The following is a 24593-nucleotide window of genomic DNA, read 5'->3' as shown; positions in this document are numbered from 1 at the left end:
CCAATCACTCTTGATTAGGAGTAAGAATGATTAATTTTTGCTGATGCAGCGATCGCGCTTCCTCTAAACTTCCCCCAGTTTCGGCTAAAACTGCTCCCAAAGATTGCTGTTGTTCTGAGTTTTCATCAATGACTTGTAAGAGCTTAAATTCATCTTCTGAGAGATTCACCAACTCATAATTGGCATTAAACAAAGTTCGACTTTCCCACCCATCCAGACAAGGATGACGTTCAGGAATTGCTGCCAAAAAGTCCGCATCCGTTGACCAATCACACTGAGGTAAAGGTGGTTTCGCCAAGAAAAACTCGTAATGAGTCGTCATATCCGGATCAAGTAATTCCATCAGTCGATATTGTTCCCGTTGACTTAAGGTTTTCGCCCGTTCTAACGCCTCGGGTGCATTTCCTAACAAACGTTCTAATTTCCACAATTCTGGATTAGAAAAGCCCACAAAATCCAATCCTGATTCTATAATTAAATCAAATAAGCTGTGGATATTGTAGTCAATTTCTTGCGGGTGAACATACATATCCGCAAAGCACGCATCCCGTTGATTTTCCAAAGCCCACCGTTCTTTTTCTCGCTTCACAATGCGGTTGTCTTCAGGGAGAGACGCAAACAGTTCCCGACCAATTTTAACCCCATCTTGATAATGATCGGGTTTCAACAGCGCGATCGCGCTTTGCATTAACCGCACTTCCCAACGCCCCAATTCTCCATAAACAAAAATATGAAAAATACCACCTGGCGCCAGTTTTTCTGCCAACGCCTTAATTCCCGCCACTGGATCAGGAAGATGATGTAAAACACCCACACAATTAATCATCTCAAACTGACCCTCTAACTGGTGCGCTGCTTCCACATTCATTTGTTGGAATTGAACCCCATTCGCGCCACTACGCTGACAACGTTCTTGCGCGACATTCAAGGCTTCTTGACTAATATCAATTCCAGTTACCGAGGCTTCAGGATTCAAATGAACTAAATATTCAGTTCCCACACCGGTCCCGCAACCTGCATCTAAGATTCGGATGTTTTGGCTTTTAGGTTTCCGTCCTGTGCAGAATTCATAAGCAGCGGTCCAGTTCCATCGCCAATTGTACCCTGGCGGGGGTTCATCTAAAAGGGGTTCTGGGGGAAAAGGATAAGTATCATAGAGATTAGCAACAGCGGAATGGATCTGTTTTGAATCAGACATTATTCAATTAAAGTTTTGAAATCGTAAGGATTATTTTAACGGAATGATGTCTGTTTAGTGAAGCCCTATAGCGGTTCTAATTCTTCTGTAAAAATTAGCGTTGAGCAAAACGAGATTGTAATAAAGTTTCCGTCATTTTAGCCAACTGATCCAACTGCTTTTGATCTTTTTCCGCTTGTTTTTGATACCGAAGTTTGCGTTGAATCGCTGCTTTAGCGACATCTTCTTTTCCTTCTTGTAATGCTTTCCAAGCCACAGTTTGCCAAACTTTGATTTCTTCTAAGGTTTGATTGTAGCGTGGTTGAGTTTTCTCCCAAACTTTTTTAATATCAACTAAGGCTTCATCAACTAACTGTTTTTGATTCTGATATCCTTGATCTGCAAGGGCTTTTTCTAACGGTTGAGAAAGACTTTCCACCTTCAGTCGTGACAAAATCGGAATAAAATCTTTAACCTGTTGGCTATGGGAATGACCGAGTTTGCACCAAGTCGCAAAATGTTCACAATTATTAAATAAAAGATTATAACGGGCTTTTTCCCCTAACCGACTTTCTGCACGATGAACCACAGCATCGGGAACAAAAGCAAGGGGATAGTGTTTCACATAAACTTTTTGACTTTTTGTAAACTCACCAAAACTTGTCCGAGTAATAGTTTCATTGTACTTGCGTAAATGAATGACACTCCCATCCCCACAATCAATCCCGTGATGTTCATACATCCCTTGAAAATTGACAAAGGGTTCTAGAATATAAATTTGATCGCCCCGCGCCATAGTTATTTTTTGATTTTTGGATTAGCTTTCTACATCACCAAAACGAACAATATCATCTTCCCCTAAATATTCACCATTTTGGATTTCAATCATCACCAAGGGAATCACGCCTGGATTTTCGACCCGATGGGGTGTATTCATGGGAACATAAGTAGATTGTTTTGGCATCAGCATAATTTCTTCTTCATTTTTAATCACCTTTGCGGTTCCAGCAACAACCACCCAATGTTCCGTGCGATGATAATGGAGTTGCGTGCTAATATGATGTCCAGGTTTCACTTCAATGCGATTAATACAATAGCGTTCTCCTTTTTCAAGAACAGTGACGGTTCCCCAAGGAGGAACACGGGTTTCAATCGCTTCATCGGCTGTTGCTTTAGAATTAGCAGGAGGATTAGAATTACTCATAATCAAGGATTAAGAATTAAGGTTCAATCGAGAGTAAAGACTATCTTTCTGAGGCAAATCGTTCTCATTACTAATGATAACGAAATTTTATCGAAACTTAAACAATAATGGATACAGCACAACTTTTAATTAATGGGATCGCAGTGGGGAGTATTATTTCCTTGGTCGCCGTTGGACTGACCTTAACCTTTGGGATTCTGCGTTTACCGAACTTTGCTCAAGGGGATTTGATGACAGTGGGGGCTTATTTAACTTGGCTCAGTAATATTGCTGGTTTAAATATTTGGCTAGCGATGGTTGTTGGTGCAGTGGGAACAGTCATTGTCATGTTACTGACAGAAGTTGTTCTGTGGAAACCGATGCGAAAGATTCGGGCGCAACCGACAACTCTAATTATTATTTCCATTGGCTTAGCCCTCTTTCTTCGCAGCACAATCTTATTAATTTGGGGGGGAAGCAATCAATCTTATGATTTACCCATCCTACCGGCGTTAGATGTTTTTGGACTGAAGATTGCCTACTATCGAATCATTGCCATTGGTTTATCGTTGCTGGCAATTGTTATTTTGCATTTTCTCCTTCAAAACAGCAAAATTGGGAAAGCGATGCGAGCGGTTGCGGATAATATTGATTTAGCTCGCGTTTCAGGAATTAATGTCGAACGAGTTGTCATTTGGACTTGGGTGATTGCTGGGATTTTAACCGCGATCGGGGGAGCGAGCTATGGTCTGATTACAGCAGTGCGTCCCAATATGGGGTGGTTTTTGATCTTGCCCATTTTTGCCTCCGTAATTCTTGGGGGGATTGGCAATCCTTATGGGGCAATCACTGGAGCTTATGTCATTGGAATTGCCCAAGAATTAAGCGTGCCTTTTTTGGGATCTCAGTATAAACTAGGAGTAGCTCTAGCTATCATGGTAGTGATGCTTCTCGTTCGTCCTCAAGGCTTATTTCGAGGCACCCTTTAGCCATCAGCAGATTCCCTGATTTTAACGTCTGTGAATTGTTGCGTCTGCTCAAAAGTGGTCACAAGATTAATCCTTGACAAACTTTTAGATTGGCTTCACTCTGATCACAGGTTAGAGTTATACTAAAATTACACCACTAATGATTTGTCATGTCTATAGTCAGTATGGAAGAACCAACCGGAACTCGTAACGTCAAAGCGGAGTTAGACCAGTTAATTGCCCCTGGAATGTTTTTTGAGGGCTTACCTGAAGATACGTTGCGAGAAATGATCTGTCATATCGTCTCTCGCAATCACCCAGCTAATCAGGTGATTCTCCTAGAACATGATTGGGGGGGGTCAGTCTATTTCATCATTGAAGGTTGGGTGAAAATACGGACATACAACAAAGATGGGAAAGAAGTCACCTTGAATATTTTAGGAAGTGGCGAAGTCTTTGGTGAAATGTCTGCAATGGATGAAGTGCCCCGTTCCACTGATGTCATTACCCTCACCCCAACTCGAATCTGCAGTATTCCTTCAGGAGATTTTCTGAAAATTTTGCAAGCTGAACCCTTAGCTGGTATTCGTTTATCGCAATTAATGGCTAAACGCTTACGACAAGTGAATCGCCGGCTGCGACTCCGTGAAGCAGATAGTGTTTCCCGCGTTGCTGATGTGCTGTTATTCTTAGCAGAAGGTCAAGGGAAGCCGATGAATGAAGGGGTTGATATTCCGAACCTTCCTCATCGAGAATTAAGTAGCTTAAGTGGGTTAGCCCGAGAAACCGTAACCCGAGTTTTAGCTAAATTGGAAAAAAGCGAACTGATTCGTCGGGAACACCATACCTTACATATTCCCAATCTGTTCGCCTTAGAAGAAGTCTTATCTGCTCCTTCTTCTTTGTTTGAATAAATTGTAATCTGATTACAATCTAACCCCAATGATCCAAGATGAGCCCGCTTATGAACCATTTTCTTGATGACTTTGACGATCATTCAAATGCTGAGGATCAGGCAAAACAAGAGTCTGATGAATTGAGTTCTGATCAGAATTGGGTTGATGCTGGAGATGGGGACGTATCCGTCTCTTCTGTAGAAACAGTGGAGATGGAAATGGGGACTTCGGCAGTGGTCATGGCAGAAACCGCCTTTTTAGCGAGTGCTGCTGGTTTGATTTGGTTAATTAACTTTTATTTTCCACCGGGTCCCCTATTACGGCTTCTCTTTCCTTTACCCATTGCCCTTGTCTATTTACGACGAGGAATGCGGGCTTCTTGGATGAGCGCTCTAATTGTGGGGTTACTGTTATCCATTTTGATGGGGCCAACGCGGAGTATTTTGTATGTCATCCCCTATGGTCTGATGGGGGTGCAATTGGGAGCTTTCTGGTGTCGAAACACCCACTGGGGATTATCAGTTACGGTCGGTGCAATTATTGGCACGTTTGGCTTTTTCTTTCGCTTTTGGCTACTTTCTATCTTCCTAGGAGAAGATTTATGGGTTTATGTCACCTCACAAATTGCTCAGTTTTTAGAATGGGGGTTTGTGCAGTTAGGATTATTAACCCAACCGAGTTTATGGCTGATACAGGCGATCGCGCTTTTTACGATTATTCTCAATAGTATTCTTTATGTGTTTGCGGTTCATTTAGTCGCCTTACTCATCCTCAATCGCTTAGGAAACCCGATTCCGTCGCCCCCTGGTTGGGTGCAAGTCATTTTAGATACGGATTAATCCTGTTGAAAGATTAAAATTCAGTATAGCGTTTCCTAGTTGGTTGAGGTACGTAATGCGAGTCGGTGGATGTTCATGGTTCATGGTTCGTGGTTCATTGATTAACAACCAACAAAGAACGAAGAACAAAGAACAAAGAACAAAGAACCAAAATTTAGAATGTACCTCATGAGATTGGGAAGTGCTATAATTATTTCTCTCAATTGGCAGATGAGAAAAGTTAGATTAGAGAGAAAGCAAACCCTGTCGAGTTTGGCTGATGATGACCGATACCGCAACCGAATTTTTTACCCCAGCAGGGGATAGCGACCTGCTACAGCAACTTTCCTTTGTGCCTGGACTGAAAGAAATCTTAATGTTGCGTCAAGTCCACGCCTTAGAACACGCTACGGTGTGGATTTTAAGTGAAAACGCGCCTTCTTCTCGTCAAAAAACTCAATTTAGCCCCACTCGCACCGATAATGAAACGTTAGGGGGATTATCCACGGAAAAGGGATTTTATCTCTATGGAGAAGTGCCCGCGAGACAGCTACAACGAGGAGTCCTCAGTGCTTTACACCGTTTTCGCGCGGGAGAATGGGATTTAGCGGTTCATCCCCGTTGCGGAACCAATGTTTCTGTTGCCCTCCTTCTCACTGCGGGATTAACCTTAAGTTCTCATGTCTTGTTACCGAAAGATCCCATTTCACAATTACTGGGAATGGGCTTAGGCATGAGTGTGGCTTCTTCGGTTGCTCCTGAGGTGGGACAATGGGCGCAAAAATATGTAACAACTGCAATTCCGTTTAATTTGGAATTGGAACGGATTTATCAAACCACTGATTTATGGGGACGTTCAGCAAATTTTGTGCAGTTGGGATGGCGAAATCTGCAATAAAACTTAAAATGAAAAGCTACCAACACTCGCCACACTAATAGTACGCTTGATTTTAAAGGTTATTTATTCAGCAATTATCATGTCAGAAGTCAATCGCAAAGATAAAGTTAGAATCCTCCGTAAAGAGTCCTACTGGTATGGCGATGTTGGTACGGTCGCAAGTGTCGATAAAAGTGGCATCATCTACCCCGTTATTGTTCGCTTTGATAAAGTGAACTATTCTGGTGTCAACACCAATAACTTCGGCTTAGAAGAAGTAGAAGTTGTGGAAGCAGCACCGAAGAAAAAAGCCAAAGCTGAAAGTAAAGGCTAAGCGGGCAAGTTTGTGCCAGAGTTACCAGAAGTTGAAACCGTCTGTCGTGGATTGAATCAATCCACAAGCGGACAAGTTTTTCAGGGTGGGGAAGTGTTACTGGAACGTAGCATTGCTCACCCTGCTTCTATTACCGAGTTTTGGTCGGGATTACAGGATACCGCGATCAAACAATGGCAACGACGAGGAAAATATTTGTTAGCTGAACTCTCTTCTGGGGGATGGTTAGGGCTGCATTTGCGGATGAGCGGTCAATTATTATGGGTCAAGCAAAGTGACCCCGTAGCGAAACATACCCGAGTGCGTTTCTTTTTTCCAGAGGAACAAGAACTGCGTTTTATCGATTTACGAACCTTTGGTCGGGTGTGGTGGGTTCCCCCTCAAACTGACCCAAAAACCATTATCACGGGCTTAAATCAGTTGGGAGTTGAGCCTTTTTCTGCTGAGTTTACCCCCGCTTATTTACAGGAAAAATTAAAAACTCGTCGTTGTGCCATTAAGACAGCTTTGTTAGATCAAAAAATTATTGCTGGCATTGGTAATATTTACGCGGATGAAGCCCTTTTTCTGGGAAAGATTTTCCCGTTACGCCCAGCGAATACGTTGCAAGGGTCAGAAGTGGAACAGCTACAGCAAGCGATTCTTTCTGTGCTTAAAACAGGTATTGAAGAGGGGGGAACAACATTTAACAGCTTTAAGAACCTTTTAGGGGTTAATGGCAATTATATGGGCAGAGCTTGGGTTTATGGTCGCGAGGGAGAAAGTTGTCGTCAGTGTGGAACAACCATTGAGCGATACAAAATTAATGGACGTTCTTCTCATTTTTGCCCTTGCTGCCAACCGGAATGAAACCGTTTCCAGAAGCCCTATTCTAAAGCAAATTGAGATCCCCAGCGATCTTGAGGGAGGAAGGCGCGATCCATGGGGAGAGGTGCAACTGGTTCGGAGAGGAGAAATCTGCCTTCGAGAATTTGATGTTTTAGGAGTTCGGCAATTTCGCGCGATCGCGCAATACTGGCTAAAGGGGCGGTGCGGACAGTTTCCCCTTCAATTTTAATCGTGCCACTTTTCAGTTGCTGGTAAGTGACCAAACCAAAGGTGGGACGCACCCGACGGGGAATGGAAAAATCAACCACAGGAGCAACAATCTCTTCATCTTTAATGGCACAATGAGCCACAGCTTCTTCGTTTAACATGGGCAGGGGAATCCCCACCCCCAACATCAAAGAGGGGCCATAGTTGCGGAAATAACAGCCTCGCACCCAACGGGGATTCATCGCTTTGGCATCCCCCACTAAGGTTAACGTCGCCGCTGGACCAATGGGAGTTTCGTTAGACAGTCGCCGTTGTTTCGGGAAATGCTGAGTTCCTTCTGCGGAAATATAGCCAAGGCCTCCCCCTAAAAAGATGCGAGTGCCAATCCCGATTAAGTGCAGTTGCGGATCGTTAAATAAGGGCGCGATCGCGCCAGGAGAAGAATAGACCGCATTCCCTAAGTTAGGATGTAGTGGCCCCAAATAAGTATAGAGAACTCTTTCCCCAGCATTAACCCCAACAATGAAATTTTGATAAACATTGCGCGGATTATATAAGTAAAACTGATTAATCGTCTCCCGAGTCACTGTGGTTTGAAAAGATGCTCGGGGATAACAATCACTCACCTGTCCAATGGCTTTCAGTTGCACTGGCTGACCCGCAATTAAATCTTGGATGACATGACCGCCTCCGCGATCGCGATGAGAGACTCCCAGCCGAGTTTCTAGCTCACTAGTTTCTCCAGAACTACTATAATCTGGACTTGCCGTCGCCCCCAGATAAAGATCAACCGCCCCTAAGCCCGTATAAGCGGGAACACTATCCAGCCAACATTGTCGAATATTAATCGGTGGATCAGTATGTCCCAAATTAATCATTGCGCCGGATGATTCCATCGGTTCAAAAGTTCCGGTTGTCACCACATCCACTTCTTTTGTCACTTGAGTGACCCCTTTTTCCGCCACTTGGGCTTTTAACTCTTCCACCGTCCAGACCACGGCTTTTTGAGCTTTGATCTTGTCGTTAATCTGCGCGATCGTCCGCATAGTGATTCCTGAATCTGAGTTGAACTCGAATCCATTTAACCATATCAGATCGAAGAGAAAGATCATCCTTACCTTAAAACAGCTAGTGATTGGACGAAACGATAAAAACTATAGGGTAAAGGAAAGCCGATCAAAAAAATTCCTTGCATCTCTAAAGTTAGTTCCTCAACACTTTGGGGAAAAAGCAACACTATCAGATAAGCTGATAATCCCGCTCCAGCACTCAGGAATAAAAGTGCGGTCAAGAAGGCTTCACCGCCACCGTGCATGATATTTCCAGCCTCCCTGATTGCTAACACACAAGCAGTCGGCAACATCATCACCCAAGCCCAGAAGGTAAAACTCATCACTAGATTCAGATTCAAGATATAATGACCAAGGATTGCTAAGGCATAAGGGATTAAAAGTATTCCTAAAATGAGGCAGTAACAAATCCCCATTTCTTGTAGTCCTTTGAATAGTTTTTGAACCATATTTAACCTTGAAAATTTATCTAATTGGAGCGGGTTTAGGAAATGCCCAATATTTAACCCAACAAGCCCAACAATACTTAAAAAAAGCGGACGTTTTAATTTATGATGCCCTAGTTGATGAAGAAATTATCAATCTTGTTCCTTCCTATTGTCAGAAAGTTGATGTGGGAAAACGAGGGGGACAAGCGAGTACGCCTCAAAGTGAAATCAATCGTTTATTAATTGAATTTGCCCAAACCAATCAATATGTTATTCGCCTCAAAAATGGTGATCCGTTTATTTTTGGTCGCGCTAGGGAGGAAATTGAAGCATTAAAAACGATTGGTTGCGAAGTAGAAATTATTTCAGGTTTATCTTCAGCAATTACTGCCCCACTTCTGGCTGGAATTCCCCTCACGGATAAAGTTTTAAGTCGTAGTTTTAGTGTGGTAACGGCTCATGAACCAGAGACTTTAGACTGGAATGTTTTAGCAAGAATGGATACCCTTGTTATTTTAATGGGGGGTCGAAATTTAGCTATGATTACTGAACAATTAATTGCAGAAGGAAAAGCATCTTCTTGTCCCATAGCAATCATCCGCAAAGCGGGAACAGATGAGCAAACGGTTTGGGTGGGAACTTTAGAAACAATTGTCGAAATCACCCAAGGTAATCAACTCTCTCCCACAGTTATGGTCGTGGGAGATGTAGTTAATTTAAGATCGCTTTTATCATAACTTTAATTGAGAAACGGCAATATGACCAGAGAAGCAAATATCAACATCACTTCCCTTTTGACGCTGGCGTTTTCCATATTCTCCTTGATAGTGATACCGTTCGCCATCAAAATAATAAACAACGGGTAAAGGCTGTTTTCCCCCCTCACAAAAAACAATTTCTGGGTCTTCAGAATCGGGGTCTAAATGGGGTAAATTAACATTCCAATAAGATCCTTCTGGTAGAGGAAGGGTGAATAATTTTTCTAAAACTTGTGCACTCCAACGGGCTGCTAAGTTCCAATTAATTTCTAAGGGTCGCTTGCGCCAATGAGAAATTGCAATCCCTTTTTTCCCCAGAAAAACGGCTTCTCGCACCGCAGCAACCGTTCCTGAAATATATACATCTGCGCCTAAATTACCGCCAGCATTAATTCCAGAAATGACCCATTCTGCATCTGGAAAAAGTTGGGTCAAACCAATACGAACGCAATCTGCTGGTGTCCCATCGACACTGTAGATTTGTTGAGAATGCTGTTGCAACTTTAAGCCTCGTTTTGTCGTCACTTGATGTCCACAACCGGAGAGTTCGGTTTCGGGAGCGATGATGATACCTTGTTCTGGAATTGCAGTTTGTAATGCTTTAATACCAGGGGCTTGAAACCCATCGTCATTCGTTAAAATCATGTTGTTTCATACAGAGAGGGTTAATGATGAATCGTTTATTACCATCATTGGGTTGGAGAGGACTGAGTTTGATCCTTCTCGGGAGTTTGATTGTCATCGTCGGTTGGCGTTTACAAGAACCGAGTTCGATTACACCAGCGATGGCTCAAGATGTACCCCCACAAACCTTGACTGTGACTGGAGAAGGAACTGAGTCTATCCCCACAACTTTAACAGAAGTGCGCTTAGGGGTGGAAGTGGAAGGGAAAACCGCCACTGAAGCGCAAGAAGACGCGGCTCGACGTTCTACGGCGGTGGTTGAGTTACTCCGATCGCGCAATGTAGAAAATTTAGAAACCACGGGCATCCGCTTACAACCGCAATATCGCTATAATGACGGCAAGCGGAATCTCACTGGCTACGAAGCTCTCAATTTAGTCAGTTTTCGGATTCCCACGGATGATATCGGTAATTTACTAGATGAAGCCGTGCAAGCTGGAGCGACTCGCATTGATGCTGTGAGTTTTACCGCGACTGACAGCGCGATCGCGCAAGCCCAAAAAGAAGCCCTGAAAGCAGCGACCCTAGATGCAAAAGCCCAAGCCGATGCCGTTTTAGGCGCACTCAATCTCCGCTCACAATCGGTCATTAAGATCCAAATTAATAACGCGACTCCCCCCGTGATGCCTCGCACGGAAGCCTTACAAACCCGAGGCGATGTTGCAGCCAGTCGTGCCCCGAGTTCTCCTGTGATGGGAGGAGAGCAAGAGATTCGGGCGCGAGTCACGCTACAAATTCGTTATTAACACCCAAACAGGGTTGGCCAGGCTCGAACTGGCGACCTAGCGCTTAGGAGGCGCTCGCTCTATCCTACTGAGCTACAACCCTGCGCGATAGCACGACCATAATAGCAAGTCTAGTGGCAATTTGGCAGTTTGAGTACAGGGAAAATTCGTGATCTATAAGTATTTTTTAACGTAGTAATGGTAAGCGTTTTTGCGTCCGTAGAACACGCCCGAAAGTGGTTTCCCGATGGCACAACATTGAAGATTTAAATTAAAATCATGAAGATTTTGTATAATCACTAGCGAAACCAAGAAATCAACACTCTGTTAGATAGGAAAAAAATTTATGAGTGGAAATGACAGCCGAGCGCAAGCCATTAATCAAATCACCAATCGCGAGCCCATGCCGACTCAAGCCCCAGAGCGGTTAGAAGACATTTGGGCGGAAAACGTCTTCGATCTGAACAAAATGCAGGCGAGTCTTCCGAAGGCAGTGTTTCAATCCATCAAAAACACAATCGTGACAGGTGAACCGCTTGATGCCTCGGTTGCCGATGCAGTTGCCACTGCGATGCGAGACTGGGCAATGTCAAAAGGAGCTTTGTATTATGCCCATGTCTTTTATCCCATGACCAACTTAACTGCCGAAAAGCATGATGGTTTTATTTCCGTGCAAAGTGACGGTAAAGTGATTTCGCAATTTTCTGGCAAGGTGCTGGTACAGGGAGAACCGGATGGGTCTTCTTTTCCCAATGGGGGAATTCGAGACACCTTTGAAGCACGGGGTTACACGGGATGGGATGTCACCAGTCCCGCCTACATTATGGAAACCGATAATGGGGCAACCCTTTGTATTCCTACTGTATTCGTCTCTTGGACAGGAGAAGCCCTAGATAAAAAAGTCCCTCTTCTCCGTTCGATTGGGGCAATGGATCAAGCAGCCCGCAAAGTATTGACCCTCCTTGGAAATAAAGATGTTGCACCAGTTAATTCCAGTTGTGGTGCAGAGCAAGAGTATTTTCTCGTTGATGCCAATTTTGCCAGTCAGCGTCCCGATTTACAGTTAGCTGGACGCACCCTCTTTGGTAAAGCCCCCGCTAAGGGTCAAGAATTTGATGATCATTATTTTGGTGCGATTCCGGAGCGAGTCCAGGTTTTTATGCAGGAGGTGGAAAATATCCTCTATAAACTGGGGATTCCAGCAAAAACCCGCCACAACGAAGTTGCTCCCAGTCAGTTTGAAATTGCTCCCTTTTTTGAAGCAGCAAATGTGGCTAGCGACCACCAGCAACTTATTATGACCGTACTGAAGCAAACGGCGAAGAAGCATGGTTTCATGTGTTTGCTTCACGAAAAGCCCTTTGCTGGAATTAACGGTTCTGGGAAGCATATTAACTGGTCTGTGGGTAATGCCACCCAAGGTAACCTTCTTGACCCAGGTGATTCTCCTCATGAAAATGCTCAGTTTCTCTTGTTCTGTGCAGCAGTGATTCGCGGTGTGCATAAATATGGTCCTTTAATGCGAGCCGCGATCGCGACAGCCAGCAATGATCACCGTCTGGGTGCAAATGAAGCTCCTCCTGCGATTATGTCAGTGTATTTGGGCACGCAACTGGAAGAAATCTTTGAGCAGATCAAAACGGGAACGGTTTCTGAATCCAAGCAGAAAGGGGTATTGGATATTGGAGTGGATGTTGTCCCTCAGTTAACTCAAGATGCTGGCGATCGCAACCGCACCTCTCCTTTTGCTTTTACGGGCAACCGCTTTGAGTTTCGCGCTGTCGGATCAAATCAGTCTGTATCAGGTCCGTTGATTGTTTTGAATACGATGCTGGCGGACTCCCTTGACTGGATTGGCAATCGCTTAGAAAATGAATTATCTAAGAATACAGACATGAATACTGCGATCATCACTGTGCTTAAAGACGTGATGGAACAACACAGTGCAGTCATTTTTGGTGGCAACGGCTATTCTGAAGAATGGCATAAGATGGCAGTTGAAGAGCGGGGATTAATTAATTTACCGACCACGGCTGACGCGCTCCCAACATTGAAGGAAGAAGCCATTGAAGATTTATTTAAGAAAACAGGTGTGCTGACTCCTGTTGAGTTGGAAAGTCGCTTTGAAGTCTATGCCGAACAATATATTCTCTCTATTGAAGTAGAAGCGAAACTGATGGTAAATATGGCGAAAACCATGATTTATCCAGTGGCAATGGAGTATTTATCTCAGTTGTCTGCTACACTCAGCAATCTTGCCCCTCTTAAGATCAATCTCGATCAAACTTTAATTGAGACGATCGCGAATTTAACGAATTCTCTGGTAGCAACAATGACTCGTTTAAGTGAGGCTTTAGAACAGCATAAGACCACCAATACCGAAGAAAAAATGCAGTATTGTGCCACAACCTTATTACCGATTATGAATCAGTTACGGGAACAGGCTGATGCTTTGGAAGGGGCAGTTGCGGATCACTTATGGCCCCTGCCAACGTATCAGGAAATGTTATTTGTGAAGTAAAGGAAGCAATTGATTACTCTTAGGTTGCGCGATCGCGCCTTTTTCAGCAAGCCCTGATTAAACAATCTCCCGTGACGGGATGATCTCAACGGGAGGTTGTTGTATCCTGAAACTGGACAAATTTCTAGGTCTTGATCTCCTGATTGGTAGGCTCAGGCGCGATCGCGCCCTTTGCTAATACCAGAAATGAGAATTAAAAGTGAATCCGTTGAGCCAACAGTTGTTCTTCTAAAGCAGCAATGCGATTGTAAGCTGCTGTGAGTTGCGTATTGAGACGACGAATTTGGATTTCAGGGGACACTTCTTCTCCATCGGAAGCTGTTGTCCGAGATGTATTCGTGTCATCATCCTGTAAAACGTCCTTATGTCCCATCATGGCACTAATGCCTCGGTGATGAGAGTCGCTTGTTTCCGCAGGAGATTCCTCGACAATGGCAGGATGGGATTCCTGATTTGTGCCTTGAGGGAGTTGCAAACTCTCATCTAAACGGTTGGTGAGGTGTTCAACGACCGCATAGAGCCGATCTATTTTTTGTTCGAGAGTGATAATATGAGTTTCCAGTCGATCCATGAACGATACCAATGGGAATTGTTCTACTGTTACAGGTGATAATAGACCTGCTCCTTTATCATCTTATTCGCTTGATCAAGATAAGTCTTAATATTACGGATTCATTTAATTTTTCAGCGTTATGTTAAACCGTCGTAAATTTTTATTAATGGCTTTCTTGACTGCCATTACCCCAATTTTGGAATCTTGTAGTTCTAGTAACAATTCTCTTGCCATCCGAGTGTTAAAAGACTCGATTCCGCCTCAGCTTTTAGGAAACTTTCAAAAACAATTTCCAGAGAATCGTCCCTTAGATATTAAGCCAATTCCGCAGTTAAAAAGTCTCTATGAGCTTCTAGAGAAATTATCACAAGAAGACAACCAAAAAACTGCTAATTTGGTAACATTAGGCGATATTTGGCTGGAAGAGGCGATTGCTGAAAATTTAATTCAACCTTTAGATCTAACCTCGGTTGACAATTGGAGAAAATTGCCATCGGTTTGGCAAAGGCTAGTCCAACGAGATGCACAGGGTAATTTGGCTCCGAATGGTAAAATCTGGGGAGCGCCCTATCGCTGGGGGAATACAGTGATTGCGTATCGAGCGGATCAGTTTCGGGAAGCGGGTTATGAGCCCATCACCGATTGGAAAGATTTATGGCGGGAAGAATTGCGCGATCGCGTTTCTTTATTAAATCAACCGCGAGAAGTCATCGGCTTCACCTTAAAAAAACTCGGACAATCTTACAACACAAGCGATTTAGAGCAAGTTCCCAACTTAAAAACTGAATTAGCGACTCTACACCAACAAGTTAAATTTTATAGTTCTCAAGCCTATCTTCAGCCTTTAGTGTTAGAAGATACTTGGGTTGCTGTTGGTTGGTCTAGCGATATTCTACAACTACAAACTCGTTACCCTGATCTGACAACGGTGATTCCAGAATCAGGAACATCTCTCTGGGCGGATGTTTGGGTGCAACCAACAGGCAAACCAAGCCTTTCAGAAGCAATGTTACAATGGATTAACTTTTGTTGGGAAGAGCAAGCAGCGACCCAAATTGGACTATTTACCAATGCTTCCTCCCCAATTTTACTGAATACAAAAACCGACCAACTCCCAGAAAGTTTACAACAAGATCAGTTACGAATTCCCCCGCAAACTTTAATTGAAAAAAGTGAATTTTTGTTGCCCTTATCTGCTCAAACCAAGAAACAATATCAACAGCTGTGGCGGGAAATGCGAACCAATACTTCTCGTTGAAAGGTGACACTCTAATTTGTAAATTGGGAAAAGGGTCAGGGGGCAGAGGAAAAGGTCACTTTAACATTCCTTGTTCCTTTCACCTTGTCCCCTTACTTACCCATTAATAAGAAGGCAAATTCCTCGAAGTATTGGGAGGTGAAGGGGTGAACAAAGAACGAAGAACAAATAAAGAAGTCTATGATTGAAAATCCCGCTTATGATTGGATTGAAAAATCTCTCTCGACCATTGAAAAAGCTGGGTGGTATCGTACCGTTAAACGCATTGAGAGCATCCCCGGAGCGATGATTAAACTGGATGGAAAATCACTTCTGAATTTTGCCAGTAATGATTATCTGGGGTTAGCTAGTGACCAACGGTTAATTCAAGCAGCAACCCGAGCAGTGCAACGGTATGGAACAGGAAGCACGGGGTCTCGGTTGTTAAGTGGTCATCGTCCCCTTCATGATGAATTAGAAAGCGCGATCGCGCAACTGAAACAAACGGAAGATGCACTGGTGTTTAGTTCGGGTTATCTGGCGAACTTAGGAACAATTACCGCCCTTGTCGGCTTGCGAGATTTAATCTTAGCCGATCAATATAATCACTCTAGCCTCAAAAAGGGAGCAGTTCTCACAGGTGGAAAAGTCATGGACTACAAACATTGTGATTTAGAAGACTTAGAACAGCAACTGAGTACCAATCGCGCTGCTTACCGTCGGTGTCTCATTGTGACTGATACCCTCTTCAGCATGGATGGAGATATTTGTCCCCTCCCAGACTTATTAGATCTGGCTGCAAAATACCAAGCGATGGTGTTAGTAGATGAAGCCCATGCCACAGGGGTCATGGGAGACAAGGGAGGTGGCTGTGTTAATTATTTCGATTGCAGCGATCGCGCCCCGATTCAAATGGGAACCCTAAGTAAAGCCCTAGGCAGTTTGGGGGGTTATATTGCTGGATCGAAGCGTTTAATTGAGTTTCTCCGTAATCGCGCTCCCAGTTGGATTTACACCACAGGATTATCCCCTGCGGATACCGCTGCTGCCCTAGCTGCCATTAAAATTGTCCGTGAAGAACCTCAACGCCGTCAGAAACTCTGGGAAAACATTCAGTTTTTGCAAGAAGCCCTCGCTGATTTGCCCCTTCTCCCGTCTCAATCTCCCATTCTCTGTATTCGTTTAGATAATCCCACAGAGGCGGTAAAACTCTCAGACCATCTCCAACACAAAGGCATTTTTGCCCCAGCGATTCGTCCCCCAACTGTCCCCTTTAGTCGGATTCGGATTTCTTTGATGGCAACCCATGAACCTGAACAACTTCAGTATTTAGTAGATGAATTAAAAGCTGTCCTCTAATCGAGGATGATGCTAAACCCCCTGAGTTGAACTCAGAGGGATATCTTTACGGGAACTTTAGGAAAAATCGTCTAATTCTGCGGGATAAACAGATAAGATTTCCATTTGTTCACCGCGTTGGACTTCAAAGTCGAGTCTTTCTCCAACATTGCTATCTTCGACCATCCGTTGTAATTCTTCCGCACTGGTAATGCGTTGCCCAGCAATGGCTGTAATCACGTCACCGCGACGTAAACCCGCCCGTGCTGCTGGGGTATCTGGTTGGACTTGCATGACTAAAACCCCTTCCGTTTCGGGAATCAGTAACCCCGCATTGGGATCGCGATTGATTTCTCTTGCCAACTCTGGGGTGAGGCTAACCATGCGAATGCCAATGTAAGGGTGAGAAACTCCTTTGCCTTCCACCAGTTTCGGATAAATTGATTTTGCTTTGTTGACTGGAATCGCAAAGCCAATGCCGTTGGCATCAGCACGAATCGCGGTATTAATGCCAATCACTTCACCGCGATCGTTGAGAAGGGGACCGCCAGAGTTGCCAGGATTAATCGCTGCATCCGTTTGTAAGAAATCAAGGCGTTTATCGGGAATGCCCACTTTGGCACTGGGACGGTTGAGGGTGCTGATAATGCCTAAAGTCACCGTGTTATCTAAGCCTAAGGGATTTCCCACCGCGATTGCCCAATCACCCACTCTCACTTGATCAGAATCCCCGAGAGGGACTGTTGGCAACTCTCTACCTTGAATTTTAATGACTGCTAAGTCAGTGACAGAATCGGCCCCTAAGACTTTCCCCTCAAAGGTGCGTCCATCTTTTAAGTTGACACTCACTTGATCCGCTTGATTCACCACATGGGCGTTGGTGAGAACAATGCCGTTACTCTCGACAATAAATCCTGATCCTTGACCCCGTAACCGTCTTTCTCGCGGTGTATTGGGGAAAAAGTCATCGCCAAAGAAGCGACGGAAAAAGGGATCATCAGCAAAGGGATTGGTTTGGGTAACTGTTCTTTCGGTGTCGATGCGAACGACCGCGCCCCCCACTTGTTCCACAGCCAAGCTCACAAAACGATTGGTAATCGCTTGCGGGCTGTTACTTTGCGCGATCAGTTCATTTTGGGGAACAGTGTCTGCTTTTGAGGGAAGCACTTGATAGCCTCCGCCACCAATTAAAACCCCAAACACAAGGACAATCAAATAGGTTAAAAATCTGCGTAAATTTGTTGACATTGCTATAAATTCCTGATGACATCAAATTGTTAGAGTTAATCCAGTTCTCCCTGGAAAAATTGGTTGAGTAATCCAGCAATGAACGAGAGGATAATTGAACCAAATAATGCTGGGAAGAAGCCATCAACTGTAAAACCAGGCGTTAAGTAGCCTACAATTCCGAACGTAATTGCATTGAGAACCAGTAAAAATAAACCTAAGGTTAGAATCGTTAAAGGCAGTGTAAATATAAATAAAATGGGCTTGACAATTGCATTCACGAAGCCTAAGACGGCAGACCCGATGATAGACGCAGAGACACTATCGACGACTAAGCCAGGAACAATTTTCGCCGTAATCAGCAGCGCGATCGCGGTTGCAATCCAAGTAATCAGAAATTGTGGCATAACTTTTCCTCTATGGAGTATGCAATATTAATTTTAGCCGTTCCGTGAGCGATTCCCCCCTAACGCAAGAAGGATAAGGGGGGTGACTCCTACCTAGCTTACACTGACAGAAACGACAAGTTTCATTGCAATAGGCATCCACAAACCATTACGATATTTAAATTAAAGAATTAATATAGCGTTTCTTAGGTTGTTGAGCTACGGTGGTACGCGCTGGGGAAAGGAGAGGGGGTGAACCAAGAACAAGATGAGAGTGAAAACTGCTATATAAGAACTAAAAATGACTGATTCTTCCTCAAACAGTGTGGTAATTATTGGTGGGGGTCCTGCCGGATTAGGGGCTGCCTTAATGCTAGCGAAAAGAGGCTGGACAAATATCAAAGTCATAGAGAAAAGACCCTCAGCAGATTATTATGAACCTGATAAATCGTTTAATTATCAAATTGATGGTCGCGGTCAAAAATTAACAGATTTATTAAATATTACGGGTCAACTGGCTGATTTAAGTGTTCCGAATACAGAATTTTATATCACTATCATTAAAAGCGATGGGACTCGTCAAATGAGGAAGCTGCCCATTGCTGATCCCAATCGGAAAACCGCTTACTGGCTAGCCCGACCCTCTTTTATGCGGTTACTTTATGATGAAATTCAAGAACATTGGCAAGAGGCAATTCAGGTTTTATTTCAAACAAAGTGTGTTGAGCTAAAACCATTTAGCAATCGTCTAGAAGTCCAGACTCAATCTCAAGATATCGAAGCCAAAACATTCCATCCAAAACTAATTATTGGTTGTGATGGCTTAAACTCAATTGTACGTCAAACCTTGCATCAAATAGAAGGTGATTCCCATTCCTTTGCTATGGAAAAATATCCTTCTCCTAGTTCGGGCTTAAAATATAAAGTTTTGACTTTTCCTCCTCAATTTCCATTGTCTGAACAAGCAGGAGATGTGGCAAAACCAACCATGGCTTATGCTTTTCGCTCTCAATTCAAAGAACGAAAAAAAGCTATTTCTCTCGGTTTATTACCCTTTAAAGATCCCAACCAACCCAGAACTGCCAATATTATTACCTATAATGATCATTATATTTGGCAATTAGAAACACCAGAAGAAGTGGAAGCCTTCCTCAAAAAATCATTTCCTCAACTTCCCCTTGATAAAATCATTTCTGATGAAGAAATTGCTCGATTTACTGCTAGTGAAGGTGGAAAATTTCCAATTCCTCAATACTGTTCAGGGCTCTATAAAATTGTCGGTGAACCTGAGAAAGAAAAAGGGACAGCCATTCTCTTGTTAGGAGATGCTGTTCATTGTTTTCCTCCTGATATTGGACAAGGGGTAAATTCGGCGTTAGAAGATATCTACATTTTCCACGAACTCTTAGCAGAAACGAATGATAATTTATTAGAAGCACTACCCCGCTACCAAACCCAACGAGAAGAAGATGTTAAAGCGTTAATTCGTCTAGTCCAAATTAGTTATCCTTGGCAATATAATCAAGATTTATTACAGAAAAGATTATGGACAGTTAATTTTTTAATCCGTCTCTTCTTGCATCGAATTTTACCTTTTCTCTTTCAGCCTCATTCCTTCTTACTTATTCAAAATCACGAACTCTCTTACTCAGATATTCTGGCGAAAAGTAATCGCACAACTCGCTTACTATTTTCACTGGGAGGCTTAGGAGTCTTGGTTTTATTATTCATAGTTTTCCGTAATCTTTAATTGGTTCCCTCTTGTGGATCTGATCTTTCTCCGAAGCGGTAGCCTTTTCCATAAACCGTATGAATCAAGGTAATTTCACCAGGAACTTCGATTTTACGTCGTAATAAACGCACTAAAGCTGCTAAAACATTACTGCTGGCTGTACTCTCTTCTCCCCACAGATGTTGATAAATTTGTTGATGGGTTAACAGTTGCTGGGGAAATTGCATAAAATACTTTAAAAGTTTTCCCTCTTTTTCTGAGAGTTCAATGGTTCGTCCATTGCGATAAGCCAGTTGATTATCAGGGTCAAATTCTAAATCAGAAACTTGGAGACGAGAACTGACAGGGAGTTCACAAGCGGAACGTCGCATTAAAGCGCGGACTCTGGCGAGAAATTCTCTTAACTCAAAGGGCTTGACAATGTAGTCATCTGCACCAACATCTAAACCCGCCACTCGATCATCTACCGTATCTTTAGCTGTTAAAAATAAAACTGGAGTTTGATTTCCGCGCGATCGCAGCGATCGGCATAACTCTAACCCTGATTTTTCTGGCATCAACCAATCCAAAATCAATAAATGATAATTATTGTTTGTTGCCAATTCTTCCCCAACGACTCCATTATTTGCCACATCAACCTGATACCCTTCTTGTGTCAAAACCCGAGACAGAGGCGTTGTTAACTCCCGTTCATCATCGACCAGTAAGATTTGCATGATCTCTCCCCCCATGGCAGGTCTCAAAGAAGAAACTTAGTGATAAGATAGCAAGGTTGCAGGCAATACCTGCCCAATTCAATCATATAAGGAGAGAAAGTGTATGGCATATAACGTCTATGGTTTAGGAAACGCACTATTAGACATTGAATTTAAAGTCACGCCCGATCTCCTGCAGAATCTAGGGATTGACAAAGGTGTGATGACCCTCATTGAAGCAGATCGTCAACAACAGTTGATCAATGATCTCAAAGAGTACATGGGGAAAAAAAGCGGTGGCGGATCTGCTGCGAACACAATGTTCGCCATTAGTCAGTTTGGTGGAAAGTGTTTCTATTCCTGTAAAGTGGCTAATGATGAAATGGGACAATCCTATCTCCAAGATTTAGTCGATTGTGGCATCAATACTAACTTAGAACATCATGAACCCGAACCTGGCATCACGGGACAGTGTCTGGTGTTTGTTACTCCTGATGCTGACCGCACCATGAATACTCACTTGGGAATTTCCGCACAATTTTCTGAGAAAGAATTAGTTCCCGAAGCGATTAAAGAGTCAGAATATACTTACATTGAAGGATATCTCGTTACTGACCCCAGTAGCAAAGCAGCAGCGGTCAAAGCGCGAGAAATTGCCCAACAAGCTGGAAAGAAAGTTGCGCTTTCCCTGTCTGACTTGAACATGGCAAAATTCTTTAAACCAGGTTTCCTCGAAATGATTGGTGATGGCATTGATTTAATCTTCGCTAACGAAAGTGAAGCCCTCACCATGGCAGAAACTGAAGACTTAGGGAAAGCAGCAGACTACCTCAAAACCCTCAGCAAAGGTTTCGTCATTACTCGCGGTCCAAAAGGGTCTTTAGTCTATGATGGTGAAAATCTCATTGAAGTTGCACCCCATGCTGTGAAAGCAGTGGATACGGTTGGCGCAGGAGATATGTTTGCTGGGGCCTTCCTTTATGGGATTACTAACGGCATGAGTTTTGCTGATGCGGGTAAACTTGCCTCGGCTGCATCCGCACGATTAGTCACTAGTTATGGCCCCCGTTTAGAACCGGAAGAAGCAAAAGAAGTTCTCGCGACAGTCTAACACTCTCCGCCTAAGCAATGCCCCCATTTGGGGGCAAAACAGCACTCATTTTTCAGCATCAGAGTTGATATAGGAACGGGCTTCTTTCTGCAATAAGTCTTCAATTTTAAGGTTAATCGGCGTTTCCCCTTCAAAAACTGTTCCCGTTTGTTTGTTTTCCATTCGTTTCAGGGCTAAATTATAAATTTCATCAGGGAGTGGAATTGAACCGACCACTTTCACGGAGGGTCGTCCTTGAGTCAAGTAATATTCTAAAAATTTACTCAGTTCTGGTTTAGTCTCCAAAGACTCTACGTTAACGTAAATTAAGAGAGGACGAGATAACGGCTGATATTCTCCCGTTCTCACTGTTTCCCGAGAGGGCATAACCGCACCAGAACCATTATCAATCGCAAGGGCTTTTAATTCTTTCTGGTTTTCTTCATAATAGGAATAACCAAAATATCCCAAAGCATAAGGGTCTTCACTGACTCCACGGACGATTAAGGTATCATCTTCACTATCAATATAATCTTGGCGACTTGCCCCTGCTTTACCAACAATGGCTTCTGTAAAATAATCAAATGTGCCAGAATCAACCCCAGGACCGTATAAATTAAGCGGACGACGGGGCCATTGCGAATTCACTTCATTCCACTGCATTACTGTCGTTTCCGCACTGGGTTGCCAAATCTTCGCTAAAGTCTCTGTTGTTATTTCACTCACCCAATCATTGTCGGGGTGAACAACAACACTAAGCGCGTCATAAGCCACAGGAAGCTCAACGTATTTTACGCCATTTTCTTCACAGGTTTCCATTTCTTCGGCATTAATCGGACGAGAAGCGTCATTAATATCGGTTTCTCCTGCACAAAAGCGACGAAATCCGCCACCAGTCCCAGAAACATTAACTCTAATTTCGGGTTGATTCGCCGAAATCAGTTGGTATTCTTGGGCGATTTCATTGGTAATGGGATAAACGGTACTTGAACCGTCAACTTCAATCATTGTTTTCCCAGTGTCAGAATTATTGGTACTCGTGGAACCACAAGCGCTTGTTAGGGTTAATACACCTAGAAAAACGACCACTGATTTCGTAAGTTTTTTAATGTGTCCTTGCTCATTAATCATTAGCTTATTTCCTAAATTAGAGGGCTTAAGGAATTAAATTTCAGAACAATTAATTATATTGAGTTGATCTCTGAAGTCTATAATTAGATTTTACAAGAGTTTTGCAATACATATTTTTTAACCTCTTCATAAATTGGCTTTAATCTTGTTATGATCGGAGGTGTAGGGTATCAAAATTTACAATCATGACTAGCTCTGATCGGCTTTTAGAGAGGATGAATCGCCCTGACTTTTATCCTCATTTTACAAATGATTCGATTCAACAGTTACAAACTCACATTTCCTATATTTTTCTGACAGGAGAGTATGCTTACAAGCTCAAAAAACCTCTTGATCTGGGGTTTTTAGATTTTTCAACCTTAGAAAAGCGACACTATTATTGTCAGCAAGAATTAGATTTAAATCAGCCGATCGCGCCTGATATTTATCTGGGCGTTTTACCCATTACCCAACAAGAAAATACTCTCGAACTCAACGGTAAGGGTCAAGTTATAGAATATGTCTTAAAAATGCGTCAATTTCCCCAATCAGCCCTTTTAAGTGTGATGCAAAGAGAGGGTCAATTATCAGAATCTTTGATTGCACAATTAGGAAAACGAGTCGCGACTTTCCATCAGCACGCCAAAACGAGCGACTACATCTCTCAATTTGGTAAACCGAGAGTTATTGCAGAAGCGATTAACAATAACTACAAACAAACCGAGAAATATATTGGTATCACTCAAACTGAAAAACAGTTTCAGGAAACAAAAGCCTTTACAGAGAACTTTTTAAAAACTCGGGAGTCTCTATTTCAAGCCAGAGTGGATCAAGGTTTGATTCGGGAATGTCACGGCGATTTGCACCTGAAAAATATTTGTTGGTGGCGTGATAAAATTCAACTGTTTGATCGCATCGAATTTAATGAACCGTTTCGGTTTGTCGATGTGATGTATGATGTGGCCTTTACGGTGATGGATTTACAGTTTCGAGGCTGTCCTGATTTTGCCAATGTTTTTCTCAATTGCTATTTAGAACAAACGGGAGACTGGGAAGGGATACAAGTGTTACCCTTATATCTCAGCCGACAGGCTTATGTTCGCGCTAAAGTTAATTCTTTAATGTTAGATGATCCTCATATCGGTGCAGAAGACAAACAACACGCCAGTGAACAAGCTAGCCAATACTATCATTTAGCGTGGGAATATACCCGACCCCAAACTGGACGCTTGTGGATGATGTCAGGGTTATCGGGTTCGGGGAAAACCACGATCGCGCAGGAAATGGCAAAACAGCAGCAGGCGATTCATTTACGATCCGATGCGGTACGAAAACATCTCGCAGGGATTGATGTTGAAGACACAGGAAGTGAGGAGATTTACACAGCAGAAATGAGCCAAAAAACTTATAATCGCCTGTTAGCGTTAGGGACTCTTCTTGCGTCTCAAGGTTGGTCAGTGATTTTAGATGCGAAATATGACCGAAAAGACTTAAGACAAGCGGTGATTCGTGAGGCAAAAAAATACCAGTTGCCTTTACAGATTGTCTATTGTGATGCACCAATTGAAGTCTTGCGCGATCGTGTTGCAAACCGATCAGGCGATATTTCTGATGCCACTCCCGACTTACTAGCAAAACAACGAGCGAATGCTGAACCCTTTACAAAAGCAGAACAGGCTTATCTCGTAACACTTGATACCAGTCAAGACTGGAAGCAACTGTCTGAAACCCTTGCCAATCTTTAAAACAGG

25 protein-coding genes and 1 tRNA gene are annotated in these 24593 nt (G+C 43.3%); 14 read left to right on the top strand and 12 right to left on the bottom strand.

The window, feature by feature from the left end; all coding sequences use genetic code 11:
* Positions 1-4 precede the first annotated feature (4 nt).
* From PCC7418_RS02100 to PCC7418_RS02090, 3 genes are all read right to left on the bottom strand, one after another.
* Positions 5-1198 carry a bifunctional 2-polyprenyl-6-hydroxyphenol methylase/3-demethylubiquinol 3-O-methyltransferase UbiG gene (locus PCC7418_RS02100; protein ID WP_015224525.1) on the bottom strand — a complete coding sequence of 398 codons (1194 nt, stop codon included), beginning with the start codon at positions 1196-1198 and terminating at the stop codon, positions 5-7.
* Positions 1199-1292: 94 nt separating this feature from the next.
* Positions 1293-1973 carry a lecithin retinol acyltransferase family protein gene (locus PCC7418_RS02095; protein WP_015224524.1) on the bottom strand — a complete coding sequence of 227 codons (681 nt, stop codon included), beginning with the start codon at positions 1971-1973 and terminating at the stop codon, positions 1293-1295.
* Positions 1974-1994: 21 nt separating this feature from the next.
* On the bottom strand, positions 1995-2381 hold the full coding sequence (locus tag PCC7418_RS02090) for a phosphomannose isomerase type II C-terminal cupin domain (RefSeq protein ID WP_015224523.1): 387 nt from the start codon (positions 2379-2381) through the stop codon (positions 1995-1997).
* A 107-nt stretch (positions 2382-2488) separates the two neighbouring features.
* Between PCC7418_RS02090 and PCC7418_RS02085 the strand changes: the two genes are divergently transcribed.
* The 6 genes from PCC7418_RS02085 to PCC7418_RS02060 all read left to right on the top strand — a co-directional run bounded on the left by PCC7418_RS02085 (position 2489) and on the right by PCC7418_RS02060 (position 7102).
* Positions 2489-3349: a branched-chain amino acid ABC transporter permease gene (locus PCC7418_RS02085; RefSeq protein WP_015224522.1), complete on the top strand. Its 861-nt coding sequence runs from the start codon at positions 2489-2491 to the stop codon at positions 3347-3349.
* Positions 3350-3513: 164 nt separating this feature from the next.
* Positions 3514-4242, top strand: a complete 729-nt coding sequence (locus tag PCC7418_RS02080) for a Crp/Fnr family transcriptional regulator (protein ID WP_041596118.1) — start codon at positions 3514-3516, stop codon at positions 4240-4242.
* Positions 4243-4292: 50 nt separating this feature from the next.
* Complete coding sequence (locus tag PCC7418_RS02075; protein WP_015224520.1) at positions 4293-5063, top strand: DUF2232 domain-containing protein; 771 nt, start codon at positions 4293-4295, stop codon at positions 5061-5063.
* Positions 5064-5322: 259 nt separating this feature from the next.
* On the top strand, positions 5323-5940 hold the full coding sequence (locus PCC7418_RS02070) for a DUF6391 domain-containing protein (protein WP_015224519.1): 618 nt from the start codon (positions 5323-5325) through the stop codon (positions 5938-5940).
* 79 nt (positions 5941-6019) lie between these two features.
* Positions 6020-6253: a photosystem I reaction center subunit IV gene (locus PCC7418_RS02065; RefSeq protein WP_015224518.1), complete on the top strand. Its 234-nt coding sequence runs from the start codon at positions 6020-6022 to the stop codon at positions 6251-6253.
* Positions 6254-6265: 12 nt separating this feature from the next.
* Complete coding sequence (locus tag PCC7418_RS02060) at positions 6266-7102, top strand: DNA-formamidopyrimidine glycosylase (RefSeq protein ID WP_015224517.1); 837 nt, start codon at positions 6266-6268, stop codon at positions 7100-7102.
* A 17-nt stretch (positions 7103-7119) separates the two neighbouring features.
* On the opposite strand, the gene PCC7418_RS02055 is transcribed toward PCC7418_RS02060, so the two are convergent.
* On the bottom strand, positions 7120-8334 hold the full coding sequence (locus PCC7418_RS02055) for a homocysteine biosynthesis protein (protein ID WP_015224516.1): 1215 nt from the start codon (positions 8332-8334) through the stop codon (positions 7120-7122).
* A 68-nt stretch (positions 8335-8402) separates the two neighbouring features.
* Positions 8403-8807, bottom strand: coding sequence for a hypothetical protein (locus PCC7418_RS02050; protein WP_015224515.1), 405 nt, complete (start codon positions 8805-8807; stop codon positions 8403-8405).
* An 8-nt stretch (positions 8808-8815) separates the two neighbouring features.
* Here PCC7418_RS02050 and cobA point away from each other — a divergent pair, with 8 nt between their 5' ends.
* Positions 8816-9523, top strand: coding sequence for a uroporphyrinogen-III C-methyltransferase (gene cobA / locus PCC7418_RS02045; protein WP_015224514.1), 708 nt, complete (start codon positions 8816-8818; stop codon positions 9521-9523).
* Here the strand turns inward: cobA and surE are convergent.
* On the bottom strand, positions 9518-10189 hold the full coding sequence (gene surE / locus PCC7418_RS02040) for a 5'/3'-nucleotidase SurE (RefSeq protein WP_015224513.1): 672 nt from the start codon (positions 10187-10189) through the stop codon (positions 9518-9520). The genes cobA and surE overlap by 6 nt on opposite strands.
* 26 nt (positions 10190-10215) lie before the next feature.
* Between surE and PCC7418_RS02035 the strand changes: the two genes are divergently transcribed.
* Entirely contained in the window at positions 10216-10974 is a 759-nt protein-coding gene (locus PCC7418_RS02035; protein ID WP_015224512.1) for an SIMPL domain-containing protein, read from the top strand.
* Between the two features lie 8 nt (positions 10975-10982).
* Here PCC7418_RS02035 and PCC7418_RS02030 read toward each other — a convergent pair.
* Positions 10983-11056: transfer RNA gene (locus tag PCC7418_RS02030), tRNA-Arg, on the bottom strand.
* A 243-nt stretch (positions 11057-11299) separates the two neighbouring features.
* On the opposite strand from PCC7418_RS02030, the gene PCC7418_RS02025 reads away from it, so the two are divergent.
* Positions 11300-13474 carry a glutamine synthetase III gene (locus tag PCC7418_RS02025; protein ID WP_015224511.1) on the top strand — a complete coding sequence of 725 codons (2175 nt, stop codon included), beginning with the start codon at positions 11300-11302 and terminating at the stop codon, positions 13472-13474.
* 193 nt (positions 13475-13667) lie between these two features.
* Here PCC7418_RS02025 and PCC7418_RS02020 read toward each other — a convergent pair whose 3' ends face one another.
* Positions 13668-14045 carry a hypothetical protein gene (locus PCC7418_RS02020; protein ID WP_015224510.1) on the bottom strand — a complete coding sequence of 126 codons (378 nt, stop codon included), beginning with the start codon at positions 14043-14045 and terminating at the stop codon, positions 13668-13670.
* A gap of 121 nt (positions 14046-14166) precedes the next feature.
* Between PCC7418_RS02020 and PCC7418_RS02015 the strand changes: the two genes are divergently transcribed.
* Together PCC7418_RS02015 and bioF are read left to right on the top strand one after the other, a co-directional pair.
* On the top strand, positions 14167-15285 hold the full coding sequence (locus PCC7418_RS02015; protein ID WP_015224509.1) for an extracellular solute-binding protein: 1119 nt from the start codon (positions 14167-14169) through the stop codon (positions 15283-15285).
* Positions 15286-15465: 180 nt separating this feature from the next.
* A complete protein-coding gene (gene bioF, locus PCC7418_RS02010) occupies positions 15466-16623 on the top strand; it encodes an 8-amino-7-oxononanoate synthase (protein WP_015224508.1) in 1158 nt (385 codons plus the stop codon).
* A gap of 57 nt (positions 16624-16680) precedes the next feature.
* Here bioF and PCC7418_RS02005 read toward each other — a convergent pair whose 3' ends face one another.
* Together PCC7418_RS02005 and PCC7418_RS02000 are read right to left on the bottom strand one after the other, a co-directional pair.
* Complete coding sequence (locus tag PCC7418_RS02005; RefSeq protein WP_015224507.1) at positions 16681-17850, bottom strand: HhoA/HhoB/HtrA family serine endopeptidase; 1170 nt, start codon at positions 17848-17850, stop codon at positions 16681-16683.
* A gap of 35 nt (positions 17851-17885) precedes the next feature.
* Positions 17886-18236, bottom strand: a complete 351-nt coding sequence (locus PCC7418_RS02000) for a phage holin family protein (protein ID WP_015224506.1) — start codon at positions 18234-18236, stop codon at positions 17886-17888.
* Positions 18237-18516: 280 nt separating this feature from the next.
* On the opposite strand from PCC7418_RS02000, the gene PCC7418_RS01995 reads away from it, so the two are divergent.
* On the top strand, positions 18517-19965 hold the full coding sequence (locus PCC7418_RS01995; RefSeq protein ID WP_015224505.1) for an NAD(P)/FAD-dependent oxidoreductase: 1449 nt from the start codon (positions 18517-18519) through the stop codon (positions 19963-19965).
* On the opposite strand, the gene PCC7418_RS01990 is transcribed toward PCC7418_RS01995, so the two are convergent.
* On the bottom strand, positions 19962-20663 hold the full coding sequence (locus PCC7418_RS01990; protein ID WP_015224504.1) for a response regulator transcription factor: 702 nt from the start codon (positions 20661-20663) through the stop codon (positions 19962-19964). The genes PCC7418_RS01995 and PCC7418_RS01990 overlap by 4 nt on opposite strands.
* Positions 20664-20766: 103 nt before the next feature.
* On the opposite strand from PCC7418_RS01990, the gene PCC7418_RS01985 reads away from it, so the two are divergent.
* Positions 20767-21753: an adenosine kinase gene (locus tag PCC7418_RS01985; protein WP_015224503.1), complete on the top strand. Its 987-nt coding sequence runs from the start codon at positions 20767-20769 to the stop codon at positions 21751-21753.
* 45 nt (positions 21754-21798) lie between these two features.
* Here the strand turns inward: PCC7418_RS01985 and PCC7418_RS01980 are convergent, their stop codons facing one another.
* The gene (locus PCC7418_RS01980; protein WP_015224502.1) at positions 21799-22863 is read right to left on the bottom strand and encodes a PstS family phosphate ABC transporter substrate-binding protein; all 1065 of its coding nucleotides are present in this window, start codon (positions 22861-22863) and stop codon (positions 21799-21801) included.
* A gap of 185 nt (positions 22864-23048) precedes the next feature.
* On the opposite strand from PCC7418_RS01980, the gene PCC7418_RS01975 reads away from it, so the two are divergent.
* The gene (locus PCC7418_RS01975) at positions 23049-24587 is read left to right on the top strand and encodes a bifunctional aminoglycoside phosphotransferase/ATP-binding protein (protein WP_015224501.1); all 1539 of its coding nucleotides are present in this window, start codon (positions 23049-23051) and stop codon (positions 24585-24587) included.
* The last annotated feature ends 6 nt before the right edge of the window (positions 24588-24593 follow it).

It is taken from the genome of Halothece sp. PCC 7418 (assembly GCF_000317635.1).
Taxonomy (GTDB): Bacteria; Cyanobacteriota; Cyanobacteriia; order Cyanobacteriales; family Rubidibacteraceae; genus Halothece.
This window is presented reverse-complemented; position numbering and strand designations above follow the sequence as displayed.